The sequence below is a fragment of the Salinisphaera sp. RV14 genome, assembly GCF_052044135.1.
In the GTDB taxonomy this organism is placed as follows: domain Bacteria; phylum Pseudomonadota; class Gammaproteobacteria; order Nevskiales; family Salinisphaeraceae; genus Salinisphaera.
Genome location: NZ_JBQDYF010000007.1, coordinates 36,419 through 59,131, shown reverse-complemented (window position 1 = coordinate 59,131; position 22,713 = coordinate 36,419). Strand labels below are relative to the sequence as shown.

At 65.5% G+C, this 22,713-nt stretch carries 18 protein-coding genes and 2 tRNA genes; 16 read left to right on the top strand and 4 right to left on the bottom strand.

All coding sequences use genetic code 11. The features are described 5' to 3' along the window. Positions 1-21: 21 nt before the first annotated feature. The 14 genes from ftsH to pnp all read left to right on the top strand — a co-directional run bounded on the left by ftsH (position 22) and on the right by pnp (position 15,480). Entirely contained in the window at positions 22-1,986 is a 1,965-nt protein-coding gene (gene ftsH / locus ACS8Y6_RS09260; RefSeq protein WP_440850332.1) for an ATP-dependent zinc metalloprotease FtsH, read from the top strand. A 59-nt stretch (positions 1,987-2,045) separates the two neighbouring features. Then, positions 2,046-2,906: a dihydropteroate synthase gene (gene folP / locus ACS8Y6_RS09255; protein ID WP_440855440.1), complete on the top strand. Its 861-nt coding sequence runs from the start codon at positions 2,046-2,048 to the stop codon at positions 2,904-2,906. Positions 2,907-2,949: 43 nt separating this feature from the next. After that, positions 2,950-4,332: a phosphoglucosamine mutase gene (gene glmM, locus ACS8Y6_RS09250; RefSeq protein WP_440855439.1), complete on the top strand. Its 1,383-nt coding sequence runs from the start codon at positions 2,950-2,952 to the stop codon at positions 4,330-4,332. 35 nt (positions 4,333-4,367) lie between these two features. Continuing rightward, positions 4,368-5,123 (top strand): triose-phosphate isomerase, encoded by a 756-nt coding sequence (tpiA, locus tag ACS8Y6_RS09245; RefSeq protein WP_440855438.1) that lies wholly within the window; start codon positions 4,368-4,370, stop codon positions 5,121-5,123. Positions 5,124-5,144: 21 nt separating this feature from the next. Beyond that, positions 5,145-5,585: a preprotein translocase subunit SecG gene (secG, locus tag ACS8Y6_RS09240; RefSeq protein ID WP_440850328.1), complete on the top strand. Its 441-nt coding sequence runs from the start codon at positions 5,145-5,147 to the stop codon at positions 5,583-5,585. A 16-nt stretch (positions 5,586-5,601) separates the two neighbouring features. Next, positions 5,602-5,686, top strand: a tRNA-Leu gene (locus tag ACS8Y6_RS09235). A gap of 763 nt (positions 5,687-6,449) precedes the next feature. Then, a tRNA-Met gene (locus tag ACS8Y6_RS09230) sits at positions 6,450-6,526 on the top strand. Positions 6,527-6,598: 72 nt separating this feature from the next. Then, positions 6,599-7,060 (top strand): ribosome maturation factor RimP, encoded by a 462-nt coding sequence (gene rimP / locus ACS8Y6_RS09225; protein ID WP_109994880.1) that lies wholly within the window; start codon positions 6,599-6,601, stop codon positions 7,058-7,060. A 64-nt stretch (positions 7,061-7,124) separates the two neighbouring features. Next, positions 7,125-8,651, top strand: coding sequence for a transcription termination factor NusA (gene nusA, locus ACS8Y6_RS09220; protein ID WP_440850327.1), 1,527 nt, complete (start codon positions 7,125-7,127; stop codon positions 8,649-8,651). A 66-nt stretch (positions 8,652-8,717) separates the two neighbouring features. Then, a complete protein-coding gene (infB, locus tag ACS8Y6_RS09215; RefSeq protein ID WP_440850326.1) occupies positions 8,718-11,420 on the top strand; it encodes a translation initiation factor IF-2 in 2,703 nt (900 codons plus the stop codon). 7 nt (positions 11,421-11,427) lie between these two features. Continuing rightward, positions 11,428-11,853, top strand: a complete 426-nt coding sequence (gene rbfA / locus ACS8Y6_RS09210; RefSeq protein ID WP_440855437.1) for a 30S ribosome-binding factor RbfA — start codon at positions 11,428-11,430, stop codon at positions 11,851-11,853. After that, positions 11,840-12,763, top strand: a complete 924-nt coding sequence (truB, locus tag ACS8Y6_RS09205; RefSeq protein WP_440850324.1) for a tRNA pseudouridine(55) synthase TruB — start codon at positions 11,840-11,842, stop codon at positions 12,761-12,763. The genes rbfA and truB overlap by 14 nt, the downstream gene beginning before the upstream one ends. Before the next feature lie 226 nt (positions 12,764-12,989). Further along, positions 12,990-13,259, top strand: a complete 270-nt coding sequence (gene rpsO / locus ACS8Y6_RS09200) for a 30S ribosomal protein S15 (protein ID WP_440850323.1) — start codon at positions 12,990-12,992, stop codon at positions 13,257-13,259. A gap of 97 nt (positions 13,260-13,356) precedes the next feature. After that, a complete protein-coding gene (gene pnp, locus ACS8Y6_RS09195) occupies positions 13,357-15,480 on the top strand; it encodes a polyribonucleotide nucleotidyltransferase (RefSeq protein ID WP_440850322.1) in 2,124 nt (707 codons plus the stop codon). Positions 15,481-15,769: 289 nt separating this feature from the next. Here the strand turns inward: pnp and phaR are convergent, their stop codons facing one another. The 3 genes from phaR to cysZ all read right to left on the bottom strand — a co-directional run bounded on the left by phaR (position 15,770) and on the right by cysZ (position 17,802). Then, on the bottom strand, positions 15,770-16,309 hold the full coding sequence (phaR, locus tag ACS8Y6_RS09190; protein ID WP_440850321.1) for a polyhydroxyalkanoate synthesis repressor PhaR: 540 nt from the start codon (positions 16,307-16,309) through the stop codon (positions 15,770-15,772). 123 nt (positions 16,310-16,432) lie between these two features. Next, positions 16,433-16,876: an RNA polymerase-binding protein DksA gene (dksA, locus tag ACS8Y6_RS09185; protein WP_440850320.1), complete on the bottom strand. Its 444-nt coding sequence runs from the start codon at positions 16,874-16,876 to the stop codon at positions 16,433-16,435. A 152-nt stretch (positions 16,877-17,028) separates the two neighbouring features. Then, the gene (gene cysZ, locus ACS8Y6_RS09180) at positions 17,029-17,802 is read right to left on the bottom strand and encodes a sulfate transporter CysZ (RefSeq protein WP_440850319.1); all 774 of its coding nucleotides are present in this window, start codon (positions 17,800-17,802) and stop codon (positions 17,029-17,031) included. A 108-nt stretch (positions 17,803-17,910) separates the two neighbouring features. On the opposite strand from cysZ, the gene ACS8Y6_RS09175 reads away from it, so the two are divergent. Then, positions 17,911-18,582 (top strand): glycine zipper 2TM domain-containing protein, encoded by a 672-nt coding sequence (locus ACS8Y6_RS09175; RefSeq protein ID WP_440850318.1) that lies wholly within the window; start codon positions 17,911-17,913, stop codon positions 18,580-18,582. Between the two features lie 46 nt (positions 18,583-18,628). On the opposite strand, the gene queF is transcribed toward ACS8Y6_RS09175, so the two are convergent. After that, the gene (gene queF / locus ACS8Y6_RS09170; RefSeq protein WP_440850317.1) at positions 18,629-19,018 is read right to left on the bottom strand and encodes a preQ(1) synthase; all 390 of its coding nucleotides are present in this window, start codon (positions 19,016-19,018) and stop codon (positions 18,629-18,631) included. A 141-nt stretch (positions 19,019-19,159) separates the two neighbouring features. On the opposite strand from queF, the gene smc reads away from it, so the two are divergent. After that, positions 19,160-22,672, top strand: a complete 3,513-nt coding sequence (smc, locus tag ACS8Y6_RS09165; protein WP_440855436.1) for a chromosome segregation protein SMC — start codon at positions 19,160-19,162, stop codon at positions 22,670-22,672. Positions 22,673-22,713 lie beyond the last annotated feature (41 nt).

Here is a 22,713-nt window from a genome sequence, read left to right as displayed (position 1 = left end):
CGGTGATCGAGGACGACGATCTTGAACGAACTTGCGAAGAATCTGCTGCTCTGGGTGGTGATCGCGCTCGTGTTGATGAGCGTGTTTTCCAGCTTCGCGCCGTCGGGCTCGACGGGCTCGAGCATGGCGTATTCCGACTTTCTGACGAAGGTCAAGAACGACAATGTATCCCAGGTACACATTGAGGATCACAACATCTCGGGGCAGTTGAGTTCCGGGCAGAAGTTTCATACCTACAGCCCGGAAACCGATAACAAGGCCATGATCGGCACGCTGCTCGATCACAATGTCGAGATCACCGGCGAGCCGCCGAATCAGGGGTCGTTTCTCAAGCAGATACTGATCTCCTGGTTCCCGTTCCTGCTGTTGATCGGTGTCTGGATCTACTTCATGCGCCAGATGCAGGGCGGCGGCAAGGGCGGTGGCGCGATGTCGTTCGGCAAGTCCAAGGCCAAGATGATGGCCGCCGACCAGATCAAGCTGACGTTCGCGGATGTGGCCGGCGTCGAGGAAGCCAAGTCCGAAGTCCAGGAGTTGGTCGAGTTCCTGTCCGACCCATCCAAGTTCCAGCGCGTGGGCGGCAAGATTCCGCGTGGCGTGCTCATGGTGGGGTCGCCGGGTACCGGCAAGACGCTGCTCGCGAAGGCGATCGCCGGCGAGGCCGGGGTGCCGTTCTTCTCGATCTCGGGCTCCGACTTCGTCGAAATGTTCGTCGGCGTGGGTGCATCGCGTGTCCGCGACATGTTCGAGCAGGCCAAGAAACAGGCGCCCTGCATCATCTTCATCGACGAGATCGATGCGGTCGGCCGTCAGCGCGGCGCCGGTCTCGGCGGCGGGCATGACGAGCGCGAGCAGACGCTGAACCAGTTGCTGGTCGAGATGGACGGCTTCGAGGGCAGTGAGGGCGTGATCGTGATCGCCGCCACCAACCGCCCGGACGTGCTCGATCCGGCGCTCCTGCGCCCGGGCCGCTTCGACCGCCAGGTCGTGGTGCCGCTGCCGGACGTGCGCGGTCGCGAGCAGATCCTGAAAGTGCACATGAAGAATGTGCCGGTGCATGAAAACGTCAAGCCGAGCATCCTGGCGCGCGGTTGCCCGGGCTTTTCCGGCGCGGACCTGGCCAACCTCGTCAACGAGGCGGCGCTGTTCGCCGCGCGTGCCAACAAGAATGAGGTCACGCAGGACGACTTCGAGCGTGCCAAGGACAAGATCATGATGGGCGCCGAGCGCAAGTCCATGATCATGAACGAGGACGATAAGCGCATGACGGCCTATCACGAGGCCGGCCATGCGATCATCGGCTTGTCGGTGCCGCAGCATGACCCGGTGCACAAGGTCACCATCGTGCCGCGCGGGCGTGCCCTGGGCGTGACCATGTTCCTGCCCGAGGAAGACCGTTACAGCTACTCGAAGCAGCGGCTCAACAGCCAGATCTGTTCGCTGTACGGTGGTCGTCTGGCCGAAGAGATCATCTATGGCAAGGACATGGTGACGACCGGGGCCTCCAACGACATCGAGCGCGTGACCGAGATCGCCCGCAACATGGTCACCAAGTGGGGGTTGTCCGAGCGCATGGGGCCGATTACCTACAACACGGAGGACAGCGAGCCCTTCCTCGGCAAGGCCGCGGCCCAGGGCGGCGGTATCTCCGACGAGACAGTGCATGCCATCGACGAAGAGATTCGTTCGATCATCGACAGTTGCTACGAGCGTTCGCGGCAGATCCTCGAAGACAACATGGACAAGCTGCACCTCATGGCTGATGCGCTCATGAAATACGAGACCATCGACCGCAAGCAGATCGACGAGATCATGCAAGGCCACGAGCCCGGCCCGCCGGAAAGCTGGACCGATTCCGATCCGTCGGGGCCGGGCAACGGTGGCTCCGGTGCGAGTGTCGGCCACGGCGAGAGCGCCGGCGAGTCGGATACCGGCAAGCGGGGCGGCGACAGCGTGCCCAGCCCGGCGCATAACCGGCAGTCGTAGCCGATCGATCGAGCCGGCGGTTCCGGGTCCGGGGCCGCCGGTTTTTTTATGGGTCGCGTATGAATACAAACGGCAACCAGACGCCGGCCGCTGTACTCGCTGGCGCGAATCGCAACGTGTCACTGGCCGAGCCCGCCGTGATGGGCGTGCTCAACGTCACGCCCGATTCGTTTTCCGATGGCGGGCGTTATGTCACCGTGGAATCCGCGGTCCGGCACGCGCTCGCGATGATCGGGGAGGGCGCGGCCATCATCGATATCGGCGGCGAATCGACCCGCCCCGGCGCCGCGCCGGTATCGCCGGCGGCCGAATGCGATCGCGTGCTGCCGGTGGTCGAGGCGCTCCGCGCGGAAAGCGACGTCTTTATCTCCATGGACACGAGCAGTCCCGAGGTGATTCGGGCCGCGTGCGCGGCGGGGGCCGACATGATCAACGACATCCGTGGCCTGACGCGCCCCGGCGCGCTTGAGGCCGCGGCCGCGGCCGATGCGGCGGTCTGTGTCATGCACATGCAGGGCGAGCCGGAGAGCATGCAGTCCGCGCCGGCTTATACCGACGTCGTGGCTGAAGTGCGCGGTTTCCTGCAGGAGCGCGTCGCCGCCTGTCGTACGGCCGGCCTCGCCCCCGCGCGCATCGTGGTCGACCCGGGCTTCGGCTTCGGCAAGACGCTGGCGCACAACCTGGCGCTCCTGCGCGCCATCGGCGAGCTTCATGTCGCCGGTCGGCCGGTGTTGATGGGCGTGTCGCGCAAATCGATGTTCGCGCAGCTGCTCGAGTGTGACGACATGCCGGCGCGCATCAATGCCAGCCTCGGCGCGGCGTTCTGGGCCACGCTTCAAGGCGTGGGTATCATACGCTGTCACGATGTCCGCCAGACGGCGCAGATGGTGTGTCTCGCTCGCCACTTGAAGCCGGCCTAGCGCGGCGTCGGGCGGCCGCAGCAAGCAACCGGGGAGAACCGAGGTGGGTCGGAAATACTTTGGAACCGATGGAATCCGGGGCGAGGTCGGGCAAGCGCCGATGACGCCGGATTTCGCGTTGCGACTGGGCTGGGCTGCCGGGCGCGTGCTGCTGCGGCGCCTGAACGAGCGCGGCAGCGATGCCGTGCGCGGCGCGCGCCCGTGCGTGGTCATCGGTAAGGACACGCGGCTGTCCGGTTATATGTTCGAATCGGCGCTCGAGGCCGGTTTCGCCTCCGCCGGCGTCGACGTGTTGCTGGTCGGCCCGCTGGCGACGCCCGGCATCGCCTATCTGGCGCGGACGTTTCGCGCGCTGGCTGGCGTGGTGATCAGCGCGTCACACAACCCCTTCGCCGACAACGGCGTGAAGTTTTTCTCGCACCATGGCCAGAAGCTGGACGACGCGCTCGAGCTCGAAATCGAAGCCGAGCTCGAGCAGCCGCTGGCCTGCGTCGCCTCGGGCCATCTGGGCCGCGCGCGACGGGTGGAAAGCGCCTCGGGCCGCTATATCGAGTTCTGCAAATCCACCGCGCGCCTGGCCAATGGCGGCCTGCGCGGCCTGGCGCTCGTGGTCGACTGCGCCAATGGGGCGGCCTACCAGACGGCGCCGGAGGTGTTTCGCGAGCTGGGCGCCACCGTGCATGCGATCGGCAATAACCCGGATGGTCTGAACATCAATCAGGACTGCGGATCCACCCATCCCGATCATATCGTGGAGGCCGTGCAGCGGCTCGGCGCCGATGCCGGTGTCGCCCTCGACGGCGATGGCGACCGCTGCATCATGGTCGACGAGAAGGGCGCCGTCGTCGACGGAGATCAGTTGCTCTACGTGATTGCCGAAGATCGCCAGCGGGCCGGAGAGTTGCGCGGTCCGGTCGTGGGCACGCTCATGAGCAACCTCGGTCTGGCGCTGGCCCTCGAGGCGCGCGGTATCGAGTTCGAGCGCGCCCGCGTCGGCGATCGCTATGTCTTCGAGCGGCTGCTGGCGCGCGGCGGCACGGTGGGCGGGGAGTCCTCCGGCCATTTGATCTGCCTGGATCGATCGACCACCGGGGACGGCACCGTGTCGGCGCTGCAGGTGCTGGCCGCCATGTGTGATCGAAACCAGCCCCTGTCGCAGCTGGTCGCCCCACTGGAGAAGTGTCCGCAGACGCTGATTAATGTGCGTGTCGGGCGCGGTACGGCCGACGCGCTGATGGCCGACGCGTGCGTGATGCGGGCGGTGAGCGACGTCGAGGCTGCACTTGGCGGCGACGGGCGCGTATTATTACGGCCCTCGGGCACCGAGCCGCTGCTGCGGGTGATGGTCGAGGGGCGGGACGGCGAAGCGGTCGCGCGCCATGCCAGGAGCCTGGCCGATGTGGTCGATCAGCGGGCCGCGGTCTGAGGCGGACACACCATTCATCACGCAAGAGGGAATCCATGACACGTCGCAAATTCGTCGCCGGTAATTGGAAGATGAACGGCAGCGCGGCGCAGGTTGACGCCTTTGGCCGTGCCCTGGTCGAGGCTGCGCCGTCGCTCGATTGCCATCTCGCCGTGTGCGTGCCCTTCGTCTACGTGGAACGCCTCGCGCGGACACTCGAGCCGAGCCATGTGGCGGCCGGTGCGCAGGACCTGTCCAGCGAGCTCGAGCCCGGCGCCTTCACCGGCGAAATCCACGGCGCGATGCTGGCCGACTGCGGCGCGCGTTATGTCGTGGTCGGCCACTCCGAGCGACGCGAACTGTTTGGCGAGAGCGACGACGTCGTGGTGGCCAAGGCCGAAGCCGCGGTCGCCGCGGGCCTGACCCCGATCGTGTGTGTGGGCGAATCGCTCGAGCAGCGCGAGGCCGATGCCACGGAAAGCGTGCTCGCGCGCCAGATCGACGCGCTGACCGGGCGCTGCCAGCGCCGCACCCTGGAAGCCATGGTGCTGGCCTACGAACCGATCTGGGCCATCGGCACCGGGCGTTCGGCCTCGCCGGAACAGGCGCAGTCCGTTCATGCGTTTTTACGGTCCCAAATCGCGAACTGGGATGCTACAATAGCCGACTCGCTGCCGATCCTTTACGGCGGCAGCGTAAAACCGGATAATGCGGCGGCGCTTTTCGCGGGCGCAGACGTCGACGGGGCACTCGTCGGCGGGGCGTCGCTCAAAGCGGACTCATTCGTCGACATCGCGCGCGCTATGGTCTAGTGCGCCGAGCGGACTGATTGCATGGTTTATACGATTCTGGTGATCGCGCAGGTTGTGATCGCGCTTGCGCTGATTGCGCTGATTCTGTTGCAGCACGGCAAGGGCGCTGATGCTGGCGCCGCGTTCGGCAGCGGCGCCTCGGGCACCGTGTTCGGTGCCAAGGGTTCGGCCAACTTCATGAGTCGTGCCACCGCGGGTCTGGCCACGCTGTTCATGCTGGCCAGCCTGACCCTGGCCTATCTCGTGAACGGGGCCAGTACCGCGGGCGGCGGTGGCAGCGTGACCGATCAGCTGACGCAGGGCTCGGGCAGCAAGCCAGCCGTGGCCCAGCAGCAGACAGGCAACAAGGCCGGCGGCGGTCAGGCGAACAAGGTCCAGGGCGGTTCGTCCGGATCCGGTTCGGGTAGTGAGGCCGCAGGTGCGAGCAAGAGCAAGAGTAAAGGGCCCAAGATTCCCGATTAGCCCGCGGGACGATTTTGCCGACGTGGTGGAATTGGTAGACACGCTGTCTTGAGGGGGCAGTAGCGAGAGCTGTGCCGGTTCGAGTCCGGCCGTCGGCACCACACCAAGCCGTGTCCTGTTTCAGGGCGCGGCTTTTTTGGTTCATCGCGGCGGATTCATACAGATGGCGGTTCGTTTGGCGCGCCGGTTCGTTGGCACTTGACGTTCTTGAGTCCGCAAAGGGCGCAAATGACGGACTGAGTTCGTGGCCGTCGTGGTCTCGGGGTGTGCAGGGCTACTCTCTTCGTTCCTTAAGGCATTTGTCCGCAGATCAACACCGATTCACGCAGATGGCGGTGGGTCGTTTGCGGCGCTGGTGCGAACGTGGCGCGAACAACTGTATGCGCTTTGTTCACAAGCGAATCATTCGGGTTACGCGCTTCGTTCGACGCCGTCGCCGGTTAGCGCGTCGAATCCGCTAGGTCGCGAAAGTACAACCGCATCGGCGTGAATCGGTGTTGATCTGCGGACATGTTCTTCGGCGAACGAAGCCCGAAAGCATGAAGGTGCCCGGCGCGAAGTCGTGCGCAATCGCGACAGGCCCGAGCGATGCTCCCCGGAAATCGTGGTGGAGAGCGGCGCATAAAACACGACGGGCGTTGCAGTTCCGGGGTATCTGGGCGTTCCGATCGCCCGTCATGCCGGGCTTCGCGATGCCTTTGCAATAAACTCGCAACAAAAGGCTTGCGTCTGTCGGCGTCTATGCTAATCTGCGCCTCGCGTTGACCGATTGGACGGCCAGTCGGGCGGCTTTCAAAGCCTTTCGGAGAAACTTTCCGGCTTGCTTTGCAGTCCGCAACTTGTTATAGTTTCGCGCTCATCGGGTGCGGGGTGGAGCAGTCTGGCAGCTCGTCGGGCTCATAACCCGAAGGTCGCAGGTTCGAATCCTGCCCCCGCTACCACAACTGGTTATCGAAAAGCCCCCGATGCGGGGCTTTTTTGTTGGCGACTCATAATCGCCGAGTCTCAAGATTATGCCGCACCGCCTGCACAAGCTGCTCGAACCTGTCGTGACCGATATGGGCTACGAGTTGTGGCACCTGGAGTCGGTGGGCGCTGGCGCGAACGCGGTGGTGCGGCTGTATATCGATTCGCCCGACGGAATCGGCATTGAAGATTGCGAAGCGGTCAGCCATGAGGTGAGCGCGGCGCTGGACGTGGCCGACGGCGAGGGTGGCGCGAGTTACCAGCTCGAAGTGTCGTCGCCGGGTCTGGACCGGCCGCTCGCCAGCGCGGCGCATTTTCAACGCTTTGTCGGCGAGCGCGCGCGTGTGCAGATGTTTGCGCCGGTGTCGGGTCAGCGGAAGTTCAAGGGTCGAATTCACGCCGTGAAGGGTGAGGTGGTTGAGTTGGCGTGTGATGACGCCACATACGACCTGCCTTTGGGCGATATGGCCAAAGCGCGACTGGAGCCGGTATTCGACAACGACGAGTGAGGCGACGGATCGGGTCTGCAACGGTCCTTCCGGGCCGGCGTAAGCGAAACACTCAGGTGGTGTGATGAATAAAAATGTCCTTTTAGTCGCCGAAGCGGTATCGAACGAGAAAGGCGTCGATCGCGAGATCATCTTCGAGGCGATCGAGGCCGCGCTGGCGTCGGCGACCCGCAAGAAGCATGGCGGGGAGATCGCGGTGCGTGTCGAAGTCGACCGCAAGACCGGCGATTACAAGACGTTTCGTCGCTGGCAGGTGATCGATCCCGGTGCCGAGGGCGAGGACGGCGAGCCGGTGTTCATTGAAGCCCCGGATCGCGAGATCTCACTCGAGACCGCGCGCGAAACGCATCCCGAAGTCGAGGTCGGCGATTTCATCGAGCAACCGATGGAATCGGTCGAGTTCGGCCGTATCGCGGCGCAGGCGGCCAAGCAGGTTATCGTACAGAAAGTGCGCGAGGCCGAGCGGGCCCAGATCGTGGACGCCTACAGGCACCGTGTCGGCGAGTTGATCACGGGGCTGGTCAAGCGCATGGAGCGCGGCGCCGTCATTCTCGACCTGGGCGGTAACGCCGAGGCGATCATTCCGCGTGATCAGATGATTCCGCGCGAGCCGATGCGCCCGGGCGACCGGGTCCGCGGTTATCTGTATGATGTCCGTCCTGAACAGCGTGGGCCGCAGCTGTTCGTGTCCCGCAGCAAGCCGGAGTTTCTCATCGAGTTGTTCAAGCTCGAGGTGCCGGAAGTCGGTCAGGGCCTGATCGAGCTGCGCGGGGCCTCGCGCGATCCGGGGTTGCGTGCCAAAATTGCGGTGCAGGCCAAGGATCGCCGGATCGATCCGGTCGGCGCCTGCGTCGGCATGCGCGGCTCACGGGTGCAAAGCGTGTCCAACGAGCTTGCCGGCGAACGCATTGATATCATCATGTGGAACGAGAATCCGGCACAATTCGTGATCAATGCCATGGCGCCGGCGGATGTCGAATCCATCGTTCTCGACGAGGATTCGGGTAGTATGGATCTGGCGGTGGCCGAGGATTCCCTGGCCAAGGCGATTGGCCGCGGCGGTCAGAATATTCGTCTGGCCTCCGAGCTGACGGGTTGGAAGCTCAACGTCATGACGCTCGAGGACGCGGACGCGAAGAGCGAGGCCGAAGGTGAACAGCTTCAGGTCATGTTTCGCGAACAACTCGATGTCGATGACGAGGTCGCGGTTATCCTCGTTCAGGAAGGTTTTACCTCGACTGAGGAAATCGCCTACGTGCCCGAGGCTGAATTGCTCGAGATCGAGGAATTCGACGAGGATATCGTCGAGGAGTTGCGCAGTCGCGCACGCGATTACCTGTTGTCCAAGGCGATCTCGAGCGCCGAAGGCGGCGACGCGGAATATGAGCCGGATCTGCTCGAAGTCGACGGTGTCGACGAACAGTTCGCGGGCCAGCTGGCGGCAGCCGGCGTGGGCTCGCGCGACGAGCTGGCCGAACTCGGCGCCGACGAGCTCATGGAGCTGGTCGAGATCGACGAGAAGGCCGCCGGCGAGCTGATCATGGCCGCCCGGGCGCACTGGTTTGCCGATGAGCAGGCCAGCGCAGAATAATTAGGGCGATCGAACGGAACGGATGGCCCCGCCGATAGCGCGTGGGCACCACGGAGTAAGTAAAATATGGCGCAAACGACAGTCAAACAGCTGGCATCGGAAGTCGGTATTCCGGTGGAGCGACTTGTCTCGCGCTTGGCCGAGGCGGGCGTATCCGCTTCCACGGCCGACGATCAGATCAGCGACGACGATAAACTCAAGCTGTTGCGTCACTTGCGCTCGGCGGACACAGGCCGCTCGGGCGGAAAGCTCGGTACCAAGCGGTCCGGCGTATCGTCGCGCCGGCGTTCAACGTCGGAGCTCAAGGTCAACACCGGGCGTGGTGGATCGTCGGGCCGTACGGTCAGTGTCGAGGTGCGCAAGCGGCGTACGTTCGCGAACCGCGGCCAGGAAGCCGCGGGCGACGACAAGCCCGAGAACGAGGCGAGCGCGCAGCCGGCGCAGAGCCAGGAGCTCGACCAGGCCGCCGAGCAGGCGCGCGTGGAGGCGGAGGCCGCCGAGCGCGCGCAGCGCGAGGAGCGTGAGCGCAAGGAGGCCGAGGACCGCGCCCGGCGCGAAGAGGAAGAGCGCCAGCGCGCTGAGGCCGAAGCCAAGCGCCAGGCCCAGATCCAGGCGCGAAAGGACGCCGAAGCCCAGGCCAGTCGCGAGGCCATGGAGCGTGAGCGTGCCCGTCTCGGGGTTCGGGTCGACGCCGCGCGCTCGCGTGCACAGGAAAACCTGCGGCGGGCCGCGGAAAGTCATGGCCGCACCGAAGAGGACGTGGCGCGCGAGCGCGAGCGGGCTCGCGGCGCCGAAAGCGGTGCTGGCGCGAGTGCCGCCAAGGCGGCGCCCGCTGGCGGCAACAAGCCGCGCAAGGAGCTGCATGTCGCCGAAGGCAAGCAGGGTCGGCGCAAGGACAAGAAGAAGCGAGGCGGCGGCCGGCGCCAGAAGAACGTCAACGTGGCCACCGAGCATACCTTTGAACGTCCGACAGCCCCGGTCGTGCGCGACATCGAGATCCCCGAAACCATCACCGTGGCCGATCTGGCGCAGAAGATGGCGGTCAAGGGCGGTGAAGTGCTCAAGCGCATGATGCGCCTTGGCGTGATGGCGACCATCAACCAGACGGTTGATCAGGAAACCGCCCATATCATCGTCGAGGAAATGGGCCACAACCCGAAACCCGTGCATTCGGAAACCGCCGAAGAGGCGCTGGCCGAGGAAGTGCGGGCCGAGGAAGAGCAGGTCGAGGGCGTGCCGCGGGCACCGGTGGTGACCATCATGGGCCACGTCGACCACGGCAAGACCTCGCTGCTGGACTACATTCGGCGCACCAAGGTGCAGGCGGGCGAGGCCGGTGGCATTACCCAGCATATCGGCGCCTACCATGTGCAGCACGACAAGGGCGCGATCACGTTCATCGACACCCCGGGCCACGCGGCGTTCACGCGCATGCGTGCACGCGGTGCCGAAATTACCGATATCGCGATTCTGATCGTCGCGGCTGATGACGGCGTCATGCCGCAGACCAGGGAATCGATCCAGCATGCGCGCGCCGCCGGCGTGCCCATCGTGGTCGCCGTGACCAAGATGGATGTCAGTGGCGCCGACATGGACAAGGTCAAGTCGGGCCTGTCGGCCGAGGGCATCATCCCCGAGGACTGGGGCGGCGACGTGCAGGTGGTGCCGGTTTCGTCCAAGACCGGCGAAGGCATCGACGACCTGCTGGACGCGGTGCTGTTGCAGGCCGAGGTTTCCGAGTTCAAGGCGCCGATCGATGTCGCCGCGCGCGGCGTGGTGATCGAATCCAGCCTGGAGAAGGGCCGTGGCCCGGTGGCGACCATTCTGGTCAAGGCCGGCAGGCTCAAGCGCGGCGACAGTATTCTCGCGGGGCCGCATTACGGTCGCGTCCGGGCGATGTTCAACGAGCTCGGCGAGCAGGTGAAGGAGGCCGGCCCGTCGATACCGGTGGAGGTGCTGGGTCTGTCGGGCACCCCGGAAGCCGGCGACGATGCCTTCGTGGTGGCGAACGAGAAGAAGGCGCGCGAAATCGCCGCGCAGCGCGAGGAGCATCAGCGCGAGTCGAAGCTGGCCCAGCAACAGGCGGCACGGCTCGAGGAGGTGTTCTCCGCGATCGGCGACGACGGTCCGACCGAAACCAAGGATCTCAACCTGCTCATCAAGGGCGACGTGCAGGGCAGCGTGGAAGCGCTGGTCGAATCGCTGCGCAAGATCCCGAGCGAAGAGGTCAAGATCCGGATCATTTCGAGTGGTGTCGGCGGTATCAGCGAATCCGACGTCGAACTCGCGCTGGCCTCACAGGCGATCATCATCGGTTTCAACGTGCGTGCCGATAACAAGGCGCGCAAGACGATCGCGGAAGCCGGCGTGGATGTGCGCTACTACAGCGTGATCTACGAGGCGATCCAGGACGTCACCGATGCGGTCAGCGGTCTGCTGGGCACCGAGCTGCGCGAAGAGATCATCGGCCTGGCCGAGGTACGCGACGTGTTCCGCTCCTCCAAGCTCGGCGCGATCGCCGGTTGTGTGGTCGCCGACGGTGCGGTGGTGCGGGGTCAGCCGATCCGCGTGCTGCGCGACAACGTGGTGATCTACGAGGGCGAACTGGAATCGCTGCGGCGCCACAAGGACGCGGTGGATCGTGTGCCCGCCGGCACCGAATGCGGTATCGGCGTGAAGAACTACAACGACATCAAGCCGGGCGATCAGATCGAGGTGTATGAGCGCACTGAGGTTCAGCGCAAGGTCGCCGACACCGAGACGGCCTGAGCCGGCGATGGGACGCGAATTCTCACGTCATCAGCGGGTCGGTGAGGAGCTCAAGCGCGAGCTCGGGGTCCTGATCGCCACACAGGTCAAGGATCCCCGGGTGACGTTCGTAACGATCACGGACGTCGAGGTTTCTCCGGATCTGAAATATGCGAAGGTGTTTGTCAGCAACTTCGACGTGACCGCGCCCGCCGAGAAATCGGCGGAGGCGATCGCGGGGCTGCGGGCCGCCCGGGGTTTTCTCAAAAAGCATCTCGGCCAGCGCCTGCGGTTGCGGGTGATGCCGGATCTGCGCTTCATCGAGGATGCAACCGAGCGGGAAGCGCAGCGTCTGGACCAGATCATATCCGGCGCGGTGCGCGAAGACCGCGACAACGCCGAGTCCACCGCCCGCGAGGACGACACGGCGGGCCCGGATCGTGGCGCGTCGTAACAAGGGCCGCGACATCGACGGTGTGATTCTTCTGGACAAGCCGCTCGGCGTGTCCTCGAATCATGCGCTGCAGCGGGTGCGGCGGGCGTTCGATGCCCGCAAGGCCGGCCATACCGGCAGTCTCGATCCGCTGGCGACCGGTCTGTTGCCCGTGTGTCTTGGCGAGGCGACCAAACTGTCCGCTTATCTGCTGGCGGCCGACAAGCATTACCGGGTGACTGCGCGTATCGGTCGGGAAACCACGACCGGCGATGCCGAAGGCGAGTGGTCGCAAAGCAGCGACGTGGCCACGCCCACGGGCGATGCGCTGGCGTCGATACTGGCCGGGTTCGTCGGCGTCCAGACGCAGGTTCCGCCCATGTATTCGGCGCTGAAAGTCGACGGCAAACCGCTCTACGAATACGCACGCGAAGGCCGTACGATCGAGCGCGAGCCGCGAACGATTACCGTGCACGCGCTCGACCTGGTTACGGCCGGTGCGGACAGCCTGACGCTCGACGTGGCGGTAAGCAGCGGTACCTATGTGCGCACGCTGGTCGAGGATATCGCGCGCGCCTGGGGCGGTTGCGCGCATGTCGCCTCGTTGCGTCGCACTCGGGTCGGGTCGCTGGGCGCCGACGAGCCGATGATCGAACTCGCGTCGATCGAGGCGGCGGCTCGCGACGAGCCCGAACGCCTGCATGCCTGGCTGCGGCCGGTTTCGGCCCTGATTGGCGACTGGCCGGCGGCATCGGTCGATGCCGCGCAGGCTGACGCGATCCTGCATGGTCGAACGGTATACGGCGACTGGCCGGCGCGCGACGGGCTGTTGCGTGTGGTGTCGCCGGCGGGGCACCTCCTGGGCCTGGGCTATTGCCCGGGCGATGGCGCGCTTCGCCCGAAGCGGTTGTTCGCGCGCCCGCAACCATGACAACGGCGAAACGCGCGGAAAATCGCCTTTTTAGCGGTTGTAAGCGCGCGCTTTCGCCGCTAGAATACGTCCTCCACCGAACCCGGCGGTCCCATCAGGCAACTGGCCAACGCACGGGCTTTTCCCAAAGGGTGAGCTGAACGTCGACTCGGCCCCGATTTGGAAAAAGCCAGACTGCAGCACGATCCAGTTGCGCGGGCTCGCCAAGACAACTCCAGGAGTGATTATGGCTCTGTCGACGCAAGAAAAAGCCGACGTTATCGAGAAATACGGCCGCGCAAGCAGCGATACCGGCTCGCCCGAAGTGCAGATCGCGCTGCTGACCACCCGTATCAGCCAGCTCGGCGCGCATTTCGACCAGCACAAGGCGGATCATCATTCGCGGCGCGGCCTGCTCAAGATGGTCAACCGTCGCCGCAAGCTGCTCGATTACGTGAAGCGTCATGACGCCAACCGCTACAAGACGATCATTCAGGATCTTGGTCTGCGTCGCTAAGCGCGCGATCATTTTCGCTTGATCGCCAAAGCGCCCCTCGGGATGCCCGAGCCGGGCGCTTTTTTGTTTCAGAAAGCAAGAAGCCAGGAAGAAATACGTGAGTAAAGTAGAAGTCACCAGCCGGCAAACGTTCCAGTACGGCGAGCACGACGTCACGCTGGAAACCGGTGAAATCGCGCGCCAGGCGGATGGCGCGGTCAAGGTCAGCATGGGCGACACCGTGGTGCTCGTCACCGCGGTCGGGAAAAAGGAAGCCAAGCCCGATGCGAATTTCTTTCCGTTGACCGTCAATTACCAGGAGCGCACCTATGCCGGCGGCAAGATCCCCGGCGGGTTCTTCAAGCGCGAAGGCCGCCCGGGCGAGAAGGAAACGCTGACCTGCCGTCTGATCGATCGCCCGATCCGGCCGCTGTTTCCCAAGGGTTTCCATAATGAAGTCCAGATCATTGCCACGGTGATGTCGGTCGATCCCGAGATCGATCCCGACATTCCTGCCATGATCGGTGCCTCGGCCGCGCTGGCGCTGTCGGGCATGCCGTTCGACGGCCCCATCGGCGGGGCGCGCGTGGGTTATGCCCATGGCGAGTACGTGCTCAATCCGAGCGCGACCCAGGCCAAGGAAAGCGACCTCAACCTCGTCGTCGCCGGTACGTCCGACGCCGTGCTGATGGTGGAATCCGAAGCCAAGCAGCTGTCGGAACAGATCATGTTGGGGGCGGTGCTGTTCGGCCACGAACAGTTGCAGGCCGCGATCCAGGCGATCAGCGCGCTGGCGGCGGAAGCCGCCAAGCCCGCCTGGCACTGGCAGGCGGCCGAGAAGGACGAGTCGCTGGCCGAGGCGGTCGCGCGCATTGCCGGCGAGGACGTCACCGCTGCCTACCAGATCGCCGACAAGCAGGAGCGCCAGACACGCCTCGGCGAGATCAAGGACAAGGTTGTCGAGGAAGTGGCGGCGGCCGAAGGTGAGGCGGGCTACTCGCGTGAAGACGTGAAGGGCGCGCTCGGCGATCTCGAGAAGAAGACCGTGCGTTCGCGGATCCTCGAAGGCGAGCCGCGTATCGACGGGCGTGACACGCGCACCGTGCGCGAGCTGACCATTCGCACCGGCGTGCTGCCCCGGACCCACGGCTCGGCGTTGTTCACCCGCGGCGAAACTCAGGCCCTGGCGGTCGCCACGCTCGGCACGGGTCGTGATGCGCAGCTCATCGACGCGGTCGAAGGCAAGTATGAAGACCCGTTCATGCTGCACTACAACTTTCCCCCGTACTGCGTGGGCGAGACCGGCTTTATGGGCAGCCCCAAGCGGCGCGAGATCGGCCACGGCAAGCTGGCCAAGCGCGGGATCATGGGCGTGTTACCGGATCTCGAGAACGAGTTCCCCTACGTCATGCGCGTGGTCTCGGAAGTCACCGAATCCAATGGCTCGTCCTCCATGGCCTCGGTCTGTGGCACCAGCCTGGCGTTGATGGACGCGGGCGTGCCGATCAAGGCGCCGGTCGCCGGTGTGGCCATGGGCCTGATCAAGGAAGGCGACAAGTTCGCCGTGCTCACGGATATCCTGGGTGACGAGGATCACCTCGGCGACATGGACTTCAAGGTGGCCGGGTCCAAGAACGGCATCACCGCGCTGCAGATGGATATCAAGATCGGCGGCATCACGCGCGAGATCATGGAAGTCGCGCTGGACCAGGCCCGGGAAGGCCGTCTGCACATCCTGGACGTCATGTCCGAGGCGATCGACGCGCCGCGCAAGGAAGTCTCCGAGTGGGCGCCGCGCATCTTCACGATCAAGATCGATTCGGAGAAGATCCGCGACGTGATCGGCAAGGGCGGGGCGACCATCCGCTCGATCACCGAAGAGACCGGCGCGTCCATCGACATCGAGGATGACGGCACGATTCACGTTGCCGCGGTCGACAAATCGGCGGCGGATCTCGCGATCCAGCGTATCGAGGAGATCACCAAGGACATCGAGGCCGGCCAGATCTACGAAGGCAAGGTCGTTCGCATCGTCGACTTCGGCGCCTTCGTCAACCTGGCGCCGGGCCGCGACGGTCTGGTGCATATCTCGCAGATCGCGCCGCATCGTGTGGAGAACGTCACGGACGAGCTGTCCGAAGGCCAGATGGTCAAGGTCAAGGTGCTGGAAGTCGATCGTCAGGGCCGTGTCCGGCTTTCGATGAAGGAACTGGCCGAGCCCGAGGCAAGCGCCGAGGGCTGATCGTTCCGGTTGCTGATCTGGCGGCAACGCGAAAGGCGCCTCCCCGGGGGCGCCTTTTTCATGCGCGCTGATTATCCGCCTGGGCCGGCCCGACCCCGGCGACTGCGGCGCGCGCCGTGCCATGGGATCGTGACCATAAAAAAAGCCCCCTTGGGTAAGGGGGCTAAGTGCGAGAAAGGCCGTTAGGCCTTTCGGAGGAGATACGGTGGTCGCCTTTGCGACCGTGGCCTAAGTATAGTACGACTTTCGTATAAATCAAGCGTCGTCGCCAGAAATTTTCCCGGCCCATTCAATCGGATGGCCGGTTACGCCCGGTGCCGGTCGGCCCGCCCTCTTCGGGGGGGCGTTCGGTTGCCCGCTCTTTCGCCGCTGACGAGTCACGGCGCGCCATGTTGGCGAGAAACTCGCGGCGTACACTGCGCCATAGGGGCAGCTGGTCCTGCGACAACTCGCGCAGGGCTGCGAGCGGGTTGTTGGCCCCCAGCAGACGGCGCAATCGGTCCCGGAACTGCGACTGCTGCTCGTTGAAGAATTCGAGCGACAGCTCGAGATACGAACTCATGGTGCTCTGCATCGAGTCGCCATAGAAGCGAATGATGTTGCGTAACACCTCGGTCCGAAAGATCGGATTGCCGCCTTCTTCCTGCTCGCTGATCACCTGCAGCAGGATGCTGCGGGTGATGTCGTGCCCGCTGCGCTTGTCCACGACCTTGAAGTCTTCGTTGGCGATGACGAGCTGGCGAATGTTCTCGAGCGTGATGTAGCGGCTGACTTCGGTGTCATACAGCCGTCGATTCGGATATTTGTTGATGATCCGCTGGGAGGACATCGGCGTCTCGATTACGACAGGTCGCGGGCGATGTCGTCAGTGTGCCAGACACGGGCAGCCCGACCCGGCCCCGTTGGGGGCCGGTCCCGTGCAACAAGCGCCCGCGGTCGCCTGCAGCGGCCGCTAGCGCCCGAGCTGACGCTCGCGGATCTCGTCGAGGCTTTTGCAGTCGACGCAGAGCGTGGCCGTCGGGCGGGCTTCCAGGCGCCGGATGCCGATCTCGGTGCCGCAGGTTTCGCAGAAACCGTATTCGTCCCGGTCGACCCGGGCGATGCCCTGGTCGATCTTGCGAATCAGCTTGCGCTCACGGTCCCGCGTTCGCAGTTCGAGGCTGAACTCCGACTCCTGGCTCGCGCGGTCGGTTGGGTCGGGGAAATTGGCCGCCTCATCCTTCATGTGATGCATGGTGCGATCGACTTCCTCCATCAGCTCTTTTTTCCACTGAACGAGGATATCGCGGAAGTGTTCGCGCTGCGCTTCATTCATATACTCCTCGTCCTCGGAAGGGACGTAGGGCGTAAACTCTTGAGGCGCGTCGAGTTTTGAGGTGTTTTCCGTAGTCGCCATTGTGTTCTCGGGTCGACAAACAGCGCGTACCTTTAGCAAAAATGATGCCGGTGTGCAATCAAATACCGCTATGGGCATGCATTCGGCCGGACGAATGGCGCCGTCGTGCGCAGCCGCGTGGCCGCCGCACGTCGGCGCTCGGCGCGCATGCGTCAGCCCCGGGCGCGGGTCGGCCGGTCCGCGGGCGTTGGGTCGCCGGTTTCGATATAGAGCAGCGTGGCGCCGATGACCGCAGCCGGCACGACCACCAGATTGGCCAGGGGAATCGCGGTCGCCAGTGTCACCACGCCCCCGAACCCGAGGTGGCGCCAGCCGTGCGCGTACAGGTGCTGCATCTTGTCGTCGAATGCCATGCCGCGATTCGCCATGGCCGGGTCGAGATACTCGAATGCCAGCATGAAGGCGCCGAACACGAACCAGAGCGGCGCGATCGCGAGGTTGGCCACCGGAATGAACAACAGCACCAGGCTCACCAAGCCCAGCAGCGCCGCGCGTGTGGCGTAATAGCGCAGGCGTCGCAATTCGCCGACCAGGCCGTCCCACATCTCGCCGGCGATGCTCAGGCCGCTGTTCGGTTCGTTTCCGGTCCGCAGTTGTTCCACGCGTGCCGAGAGCATGCCGTTGAACGGACTGGCGATGAGGTTGGCGAGCAGTGTGAACAGGTAACAGAAGGCCAGGGTGAACAGCGCCATCGCGAGCCACCAGAGCACGTCCCCGAGCCAGGCCAGCCAGTGCGGCAGGCCGGCCAGCCAGTACGTGAGCCAGTCGTCGATCTGCCAGCCGAACAGGCTGACCAGGGCAACGATCAGGGCGATGTTCACGACGATGGGCCCCACCACATAGCGGCGCAGTCCCGGCGCGCGCAACAGGTTGAAACCGCGCGCCAGATAGCTGGGGCCGATGACCAGTTCGCGGACGGGATTCATCTATCGTTCGCCTGCACGCTCTAGAATAACGTCGTTATTGTAGCCCTTGCGGCGTGGTTCAAATGCCGTATCGGCTGCCCGACGATGTTTCAGACAGCGAGTTACGACATGATCTCACCATCGTTGCTTCGCGCCGCCGCCGTGGCGCTGCTCATCCCGGTGTTGGGGCTGACGGCCTGTTCCAGGAGCAAGCAGGATCAGGCGGACAATGCCCGGGCGCAGTTACAGCAGGCCAACCAGAACCTCGAACAGGCACAGAAAAACCTGGCACAGGCGCAACAGCAGGCAGCCGATGCCAGGGCGTCGGCCAAGAAGAAAGAGGCACAGAAAAAACTCGCCGAGGCCAAACAGGATCGAGCGCGCGCCAGGCAGAAACACAGCGAGGCCAAACAGGCATCTGAGCACAAGACCGCGCAGGCCCGCAGCCATTCCAAGCCGGTATGCAGCGACTGCGGCACGATCAGTTCAATTACACCGATCCAGCGCAATGCGCAGCATGGTAGCGGTGTCGGCGCGGTGGCCGGTGGCGTTGCGGGCGGGGCCATCGGAAGCCAGATCGGCCACGGTGCGGGCAAGACCATTGCCGAGATCGCCGGCGCGCTAGGCGGCGCCTATGCCGGCAACGCCGCCGAGAAGCATATCCGCAAGATCACGGTGTATCGGGTCGACGTCGCCATGGATACTGGTGGCGCCCGCAGCGTGACGCTGGATTCGGTCAACGGCCTCAGCGCCGGCACGCGTGTGCGCGTCGACGGCAACAACCTGGCGCCCTTGCGATAGCGATGCGGTCCGCCGCGACCGTTGTGTTCGGCGCCCGACGCCGGCGTTACGCGAGATCGACCCGCGGCGCCGGTTGCCACCCCTCGGCCCGATGTTCGGCGATCACCGTGGTATCGATGCCGCCACGGACCCAGAACTCGGCGGTCAGACGCATGAAGCGCGGGGCGGTGGCGGCGACGAGGTCCGACAGAATCCGATTGGTTACGGCCTCGTGGAATGCGCCCTCGTCGCGATACGACCAGATATAGAGCTTGAGCGACTTCAGTTCCACGCAGGCCGCCTCCGGCACGTATTCGAGATGGAGCGTGGCGAAGTCGGGCTGGCCGGTCACGGGGCACAGGCAGGTGAACTCCGGAATCCGCATGCGGATCGTGTAATCGCGCTCGGGCTTCGGGTTGTCGAAGGTTTCCAGTGAACGGCTCGGGGAACTAGGCATGGTGCGATGGCATCGTGTCGGATCAACGCGGCGCTAGGTTACACTAGCCGGCTTTGCATGCGTAGCGGCGGGCAGCCGTGTCAGGGGCGACAATGCGCGAAATCCAGGGCATCACGATCGGCGCGACGGGCTGAACACAGCATGCGTCTGACCCAGATCAAGCTCGCCGGTTTCAAGTCGTTCGTCGATCCGACGACGCTGTCGCTGGCCTCGAATCTGACCAGCGTCGTCGGGCCCAACGGTTGCGGCAAGTCGAACGTGATTGACGCCGTACGCTGGGTGACGGGTGAGTCGAGCGCGCGGCAACTGCGGGGCGAGGCGCTGGAAGATGTCATCTTCAATGGCTCGCATGCCCGCAAGCCGGTGGGTCGGGCATCGGTCGAGCTGCGGTTCGACAACAGCGAAGGCAAGCTCGGCGGGCAGTACGGTGCCTTTGGTGAAATATCCATCCGGCGCGAACTGAGCCGCGACGGCGGCTCCAAGTACTTCATCAACAACACGCGGGCGCGTCGGCGCGACGTGGTGGATCTGTTTCTCGGCACCGGCCTGGGTGGCCGCAGCAACTACGCCGTGATCGAGCAGGGCGCGGTCAACCGTCTGATCGAGGCCAGGCCGGAGGACATGCGCCAGGTGCTCGAAGAGGCGGCCGGCATCTCCAGATACAAGGAGCGTCGCCGCGAGACCGAGAACCGTATTCGGCATACGCGCGAGAACCTGGAACGATTGGACGATCTCATCTCCGAGGTGAGCCAGCGCCTGGGCACGCTCAAGCGCCAGGCTGCCAACGCCGAGAAGTACAAGAGCTACAAGGCGGACGAGCGCCGGTTGCGGGCGGAATTGCTGACCCTGCGCTGGCAGGCGCGCGCCGGCGAAGTCGAGGCTGCCGAGGCCACGCTGCGCGCGGCCGAGGATCGACTGCGCGAGGCGATCTCGGCACGCCGCCGGGCCGAAAGCGCGCGCGAGGCGGCCAACAAGGCGCAGCAGCAGGCAATGACCGAAGTACAGAACCGCCAGGCCGCGTTCTACGACGCCCAGGCGAATGTGGGGCGGATCGAACAGGCGCTCGATCATGCGCGCGAAGTCGCGCAGATGCGCCAGCGCGAGCGCCAGGCGCTGGCCGATCGGCGCGATGCCCTGGCGCAACGGCGCGAGGCCGATCACGAGGCCGACCGGACGCTGGCGGCCGAACAGCAGACCCGCCAGGCCGAGCGCGATGCCGCGGCGGCCGACCTGGAGGCGGCGCGCGAGCGCCTGGCGGCGGCCGAGGAAGAGGCCACGCAGGCCGAGACCGCCTGGGATGCGTTCAACGCCGGCGAGCACAACCCGGTGCAGCAACTCGACGCCGAGCGCACGCGCGCACGCTATGCGACCCAACAACGCGACGCGCTGGCCGAGCGCGACGCCGCACGGCGCGGCGAGCGCGACCGCCTGCCGACGATCGATGAGTCGGCGCTCGCGGCGAGCGAACAGGACGTCGCGGCCCGCACGCAACAGCTCGAGGCCGATCGTGAGCAGGCCGCGGCCACGGCCGAAGCCATCGACGCGTTACGCGCCGAAATAGCCGAGCTGGAACAGCAACTGACGACGCACCGCACCGCGCTCGGCGAGCGCCAGGCCGAGCTGGCCTCGGAGCGCAAGATGCAGCAGGCCGTACTGCGCGAAGACGACGAAGCGATCAATGCCTGGCTGGCGGCCTGCGGCCATGGCCAGGCCCAGGGCGTAGCGCGCCGCGTCCGAGTGCGTGACGACTGGCGGGCCGCGGCCGAAGCCGCGCTGGGCGCGCTGCTGCGAGGCTTCACGGTGGAAAGCCTGGCCGGTTCGGCCAGCGCACCGGCGTGGCCCAACGAGCCCGTCACCCTGATCGAATCCGATCGCGAGCCGGCGGTCGCGATGCCCGAGCCGCCGGCCGGTCTGGTCGCGCTGGCCGAGGGCATCGAAGGGCCGGCCGCGATCCGGGCGGCGGCCGCCCATGTTTTCGTGGCCCCGGACCTGTCCCGGGCGCTGGCGGCGCGCGAGCAACTGCGCCCGAATCAGCTGCTGGTCACCCCGGATGGCTGCCGGATCGGTGCCACCAGTCTCACCACGCCGGCCCCGGAATCGGCCGAGCGCGGCGTGTTCGAGCGCGAGCAACGGATCGCCGCGCTCGACGACGAAGTGCGCGATCTCGGCGCGCGCCGTTCCGCCAGCGAGGCCGCACTGGCGGAACGACGCGAGCAGCTCGAGACCCGTCGCGCCCGGGCCAACGAACTGGATGAACGGGTCGGCCAGAGCCAGCGCGCGCTGGAAACGCGGCGCGCCGAGCTGGAAGGCGAGCGCCTGCGGGTCGAGCAGACGCGCCGCCGCGATGCCGAGATCGAAGCGGAGCTGGCCGAGCTGGCCAGCCAGCATGCCGAGGCCGGCGCGCAGGCCGACGCCGCCGCGGCCCGGGTGGCCGAGCTGGAGACCGAGGCCGAGCGTTTCGCCGCCGCCCGCCAGCAGGCGCGCGATACGCTGGCGGCGACGCGTAACGCACGGGACAAGGCGCGCAGCGAGGCGGCCGCCGCCGAGCGTCGTCTGGGCGAACTCGACAGCGCCCGGTCGCAGCTGGCAAGCCGGCGGGAGAACCTGGCCTCGCGATTGGCGGATACCCAAACCGCCCTGGACGATGTCAATGGCCAGCTGGAACGTTTCGATGCCAGTGGCCCCGGCGAACAGGCGGCCAGCGAATACAGCGCCGACGATTTGCATGCAGCACGTGAAATCCAGGCGCGCGCCGAGCGCGAACTGCGTGCGGCACGCGAGTCGTTGACCGCGCGTGAAAACGAGTTGGAACAGAGCGCGCAGGCGGCGATGAACGCCGAGCAGGTCGCCGAGCGTGCGCGCGACGGCCTGCAACAGGCCAAGGTCGACGTCGAAACGGCGGGCGTGCGGCGCCAGGGCGTGGTGGAACAGTTGTCGGAACTGGGCGAGGCGCCGGCCGATATCGCCCGGACGCTGCCCGAGGACGCGACCGTCGACGCCTGGAATGAAGCGATCGAAGCCATCGAACGCCGGATCGCCCGGCTCGGCGCCATCAATCTGGCGGCGATCGAGGAATACGACGAAGTCGCCGCGCGCGAGCAATACCTCGGCGAACAGCACGCGGACCTGTCCGAGGCGTTGTCGACCCTGGAGCAGGCGATCGCCAGGATCGACCGCGAGACGCGCCAGCGCTTCAAGTCCACCTACGATCAGGTCAACAGCCGCTTCTCGGAGATGTTTCCGCAATTGTTCGGCGGCGGCGAGGCCGCGCTCGAACTGACCGACGAGGATTGGCTGACCACCGGCGTGCGCGTGATGGCGCGGCCGCCCGGCAAGCGCAACGCCTCGATCCAGATGTTGTCCGGCGGCGAGAAGGCGCTGACCGCGGTGGCGCTCCTGTTCGCACTGTTCGAGCTCAATCCGGCGCCATTCTGTATGCTCGACGAGATCGACGCGCCGCTCGACGATGCCAACGTCTCGCGTTTTTGTGAACTGGTGCGCAAGATGTCCGCACAGGTGCAGTTCATCGTCATCACGCATAATAAACTGACCATGGAATTGGCCGAACAACTCCACGGCGTGACCATGGCCGAGCCCGGCGTATCCCGGCTGGTCAGCGTCGACATCAATCAGGCGTTGGATCTCGCCGGCTAGCGTCCGCGCCGCCCACGGTCCCTCATCCACTTTCGCTCTCG

Coding starts and splice junctions, on each gene's coding strand:
- folP (WP_440855440.1), top strand. CDS start 2,046: ATGAATACAAACGGCAACCAGACGCCGGCCGCTGTACTCGCTGGCGCG.
- tpiA (WP_440855438.1), top strand. CDS start 4,368: ATGACACGTCGCAAATTCGTCGCCGGTAATTGGAAGATGAACGGCAGC.
- secG (WP_440850328.1), top strand. CDS start 5,145: ATGGTTTATACGATTCTGGTGATCGCGCAGGTTGTGATCGCGCTTGCG.
- rimP (WP_109994880.1), top strand. CDS start 6,599: ATGCCGCACCGCCTGCACAAGCTGCTCGAACCTGTCGTGACCGATATG.
- nusA (WP_440850327.1), top strand. CDS start 7,125: ATGAATAAAAATGTCCTTTTAGTCGCCGAAGCGGTATCGAACGAGAAA.
- infB (WP_440850326.1), top strand. CDS start 8,718: ATGGCGCAAACGACAGTCAAACAGCTGGCATCGGAAGTCGGTATTCCG.
- rbfA (WP_440855437.1), top strand. CDS start 11,428: ATGGGACGCGAATTCTCACGTCATCAGCGGGTCGGTGAGGAGCTCAAG.
- rpsO (WP_440850323.1), top strand. CDS start 12,990: ATGGCTCTGTCGACGCAAGAAAAAGCCGACGTTATCGAGAAATACGGC.
- phaR (WP_440850321.1), bottom strand. CDS start 16,309: ATGTCCTCCCAGCGGATCATCAACAAATATCCGAATCGACGGCTGTAT.
- dksA (WP_440850320.1), bottom strand. CDS start 16,876: ATGGCGACTACGGAAAACACCTCAAAACTCGACGCGCCTCAAGAGTTT.
- cysZ (WP_440850319.1), bottom strand. CDS start 17,802: ATGAATCCCGTCCGCGAACTGGTCATCGGCCCCAGCTATCTGGCGCGC.
- ACS8Y6_RS09175 (WP_440850318.1), top strand. CDS start 17,911: ATGATCTCACCATCGTTGCTTCGCGCCGCCGCCGTGGCGCTGCTCATC.
- queF (WP_440850317.1), bottom strand. CDS start 19,018: ATGCCTAGTTCCCCGAGCCGTTCACTGGAAACCTTCGACAACCCGAAG.
- smc (WP_440855436.1), top strand. CDS start 19,160: ATGCGTCTGACCCAGATCAAGCTCGCCGGTTTCAAGTCGTTCGTCGAT.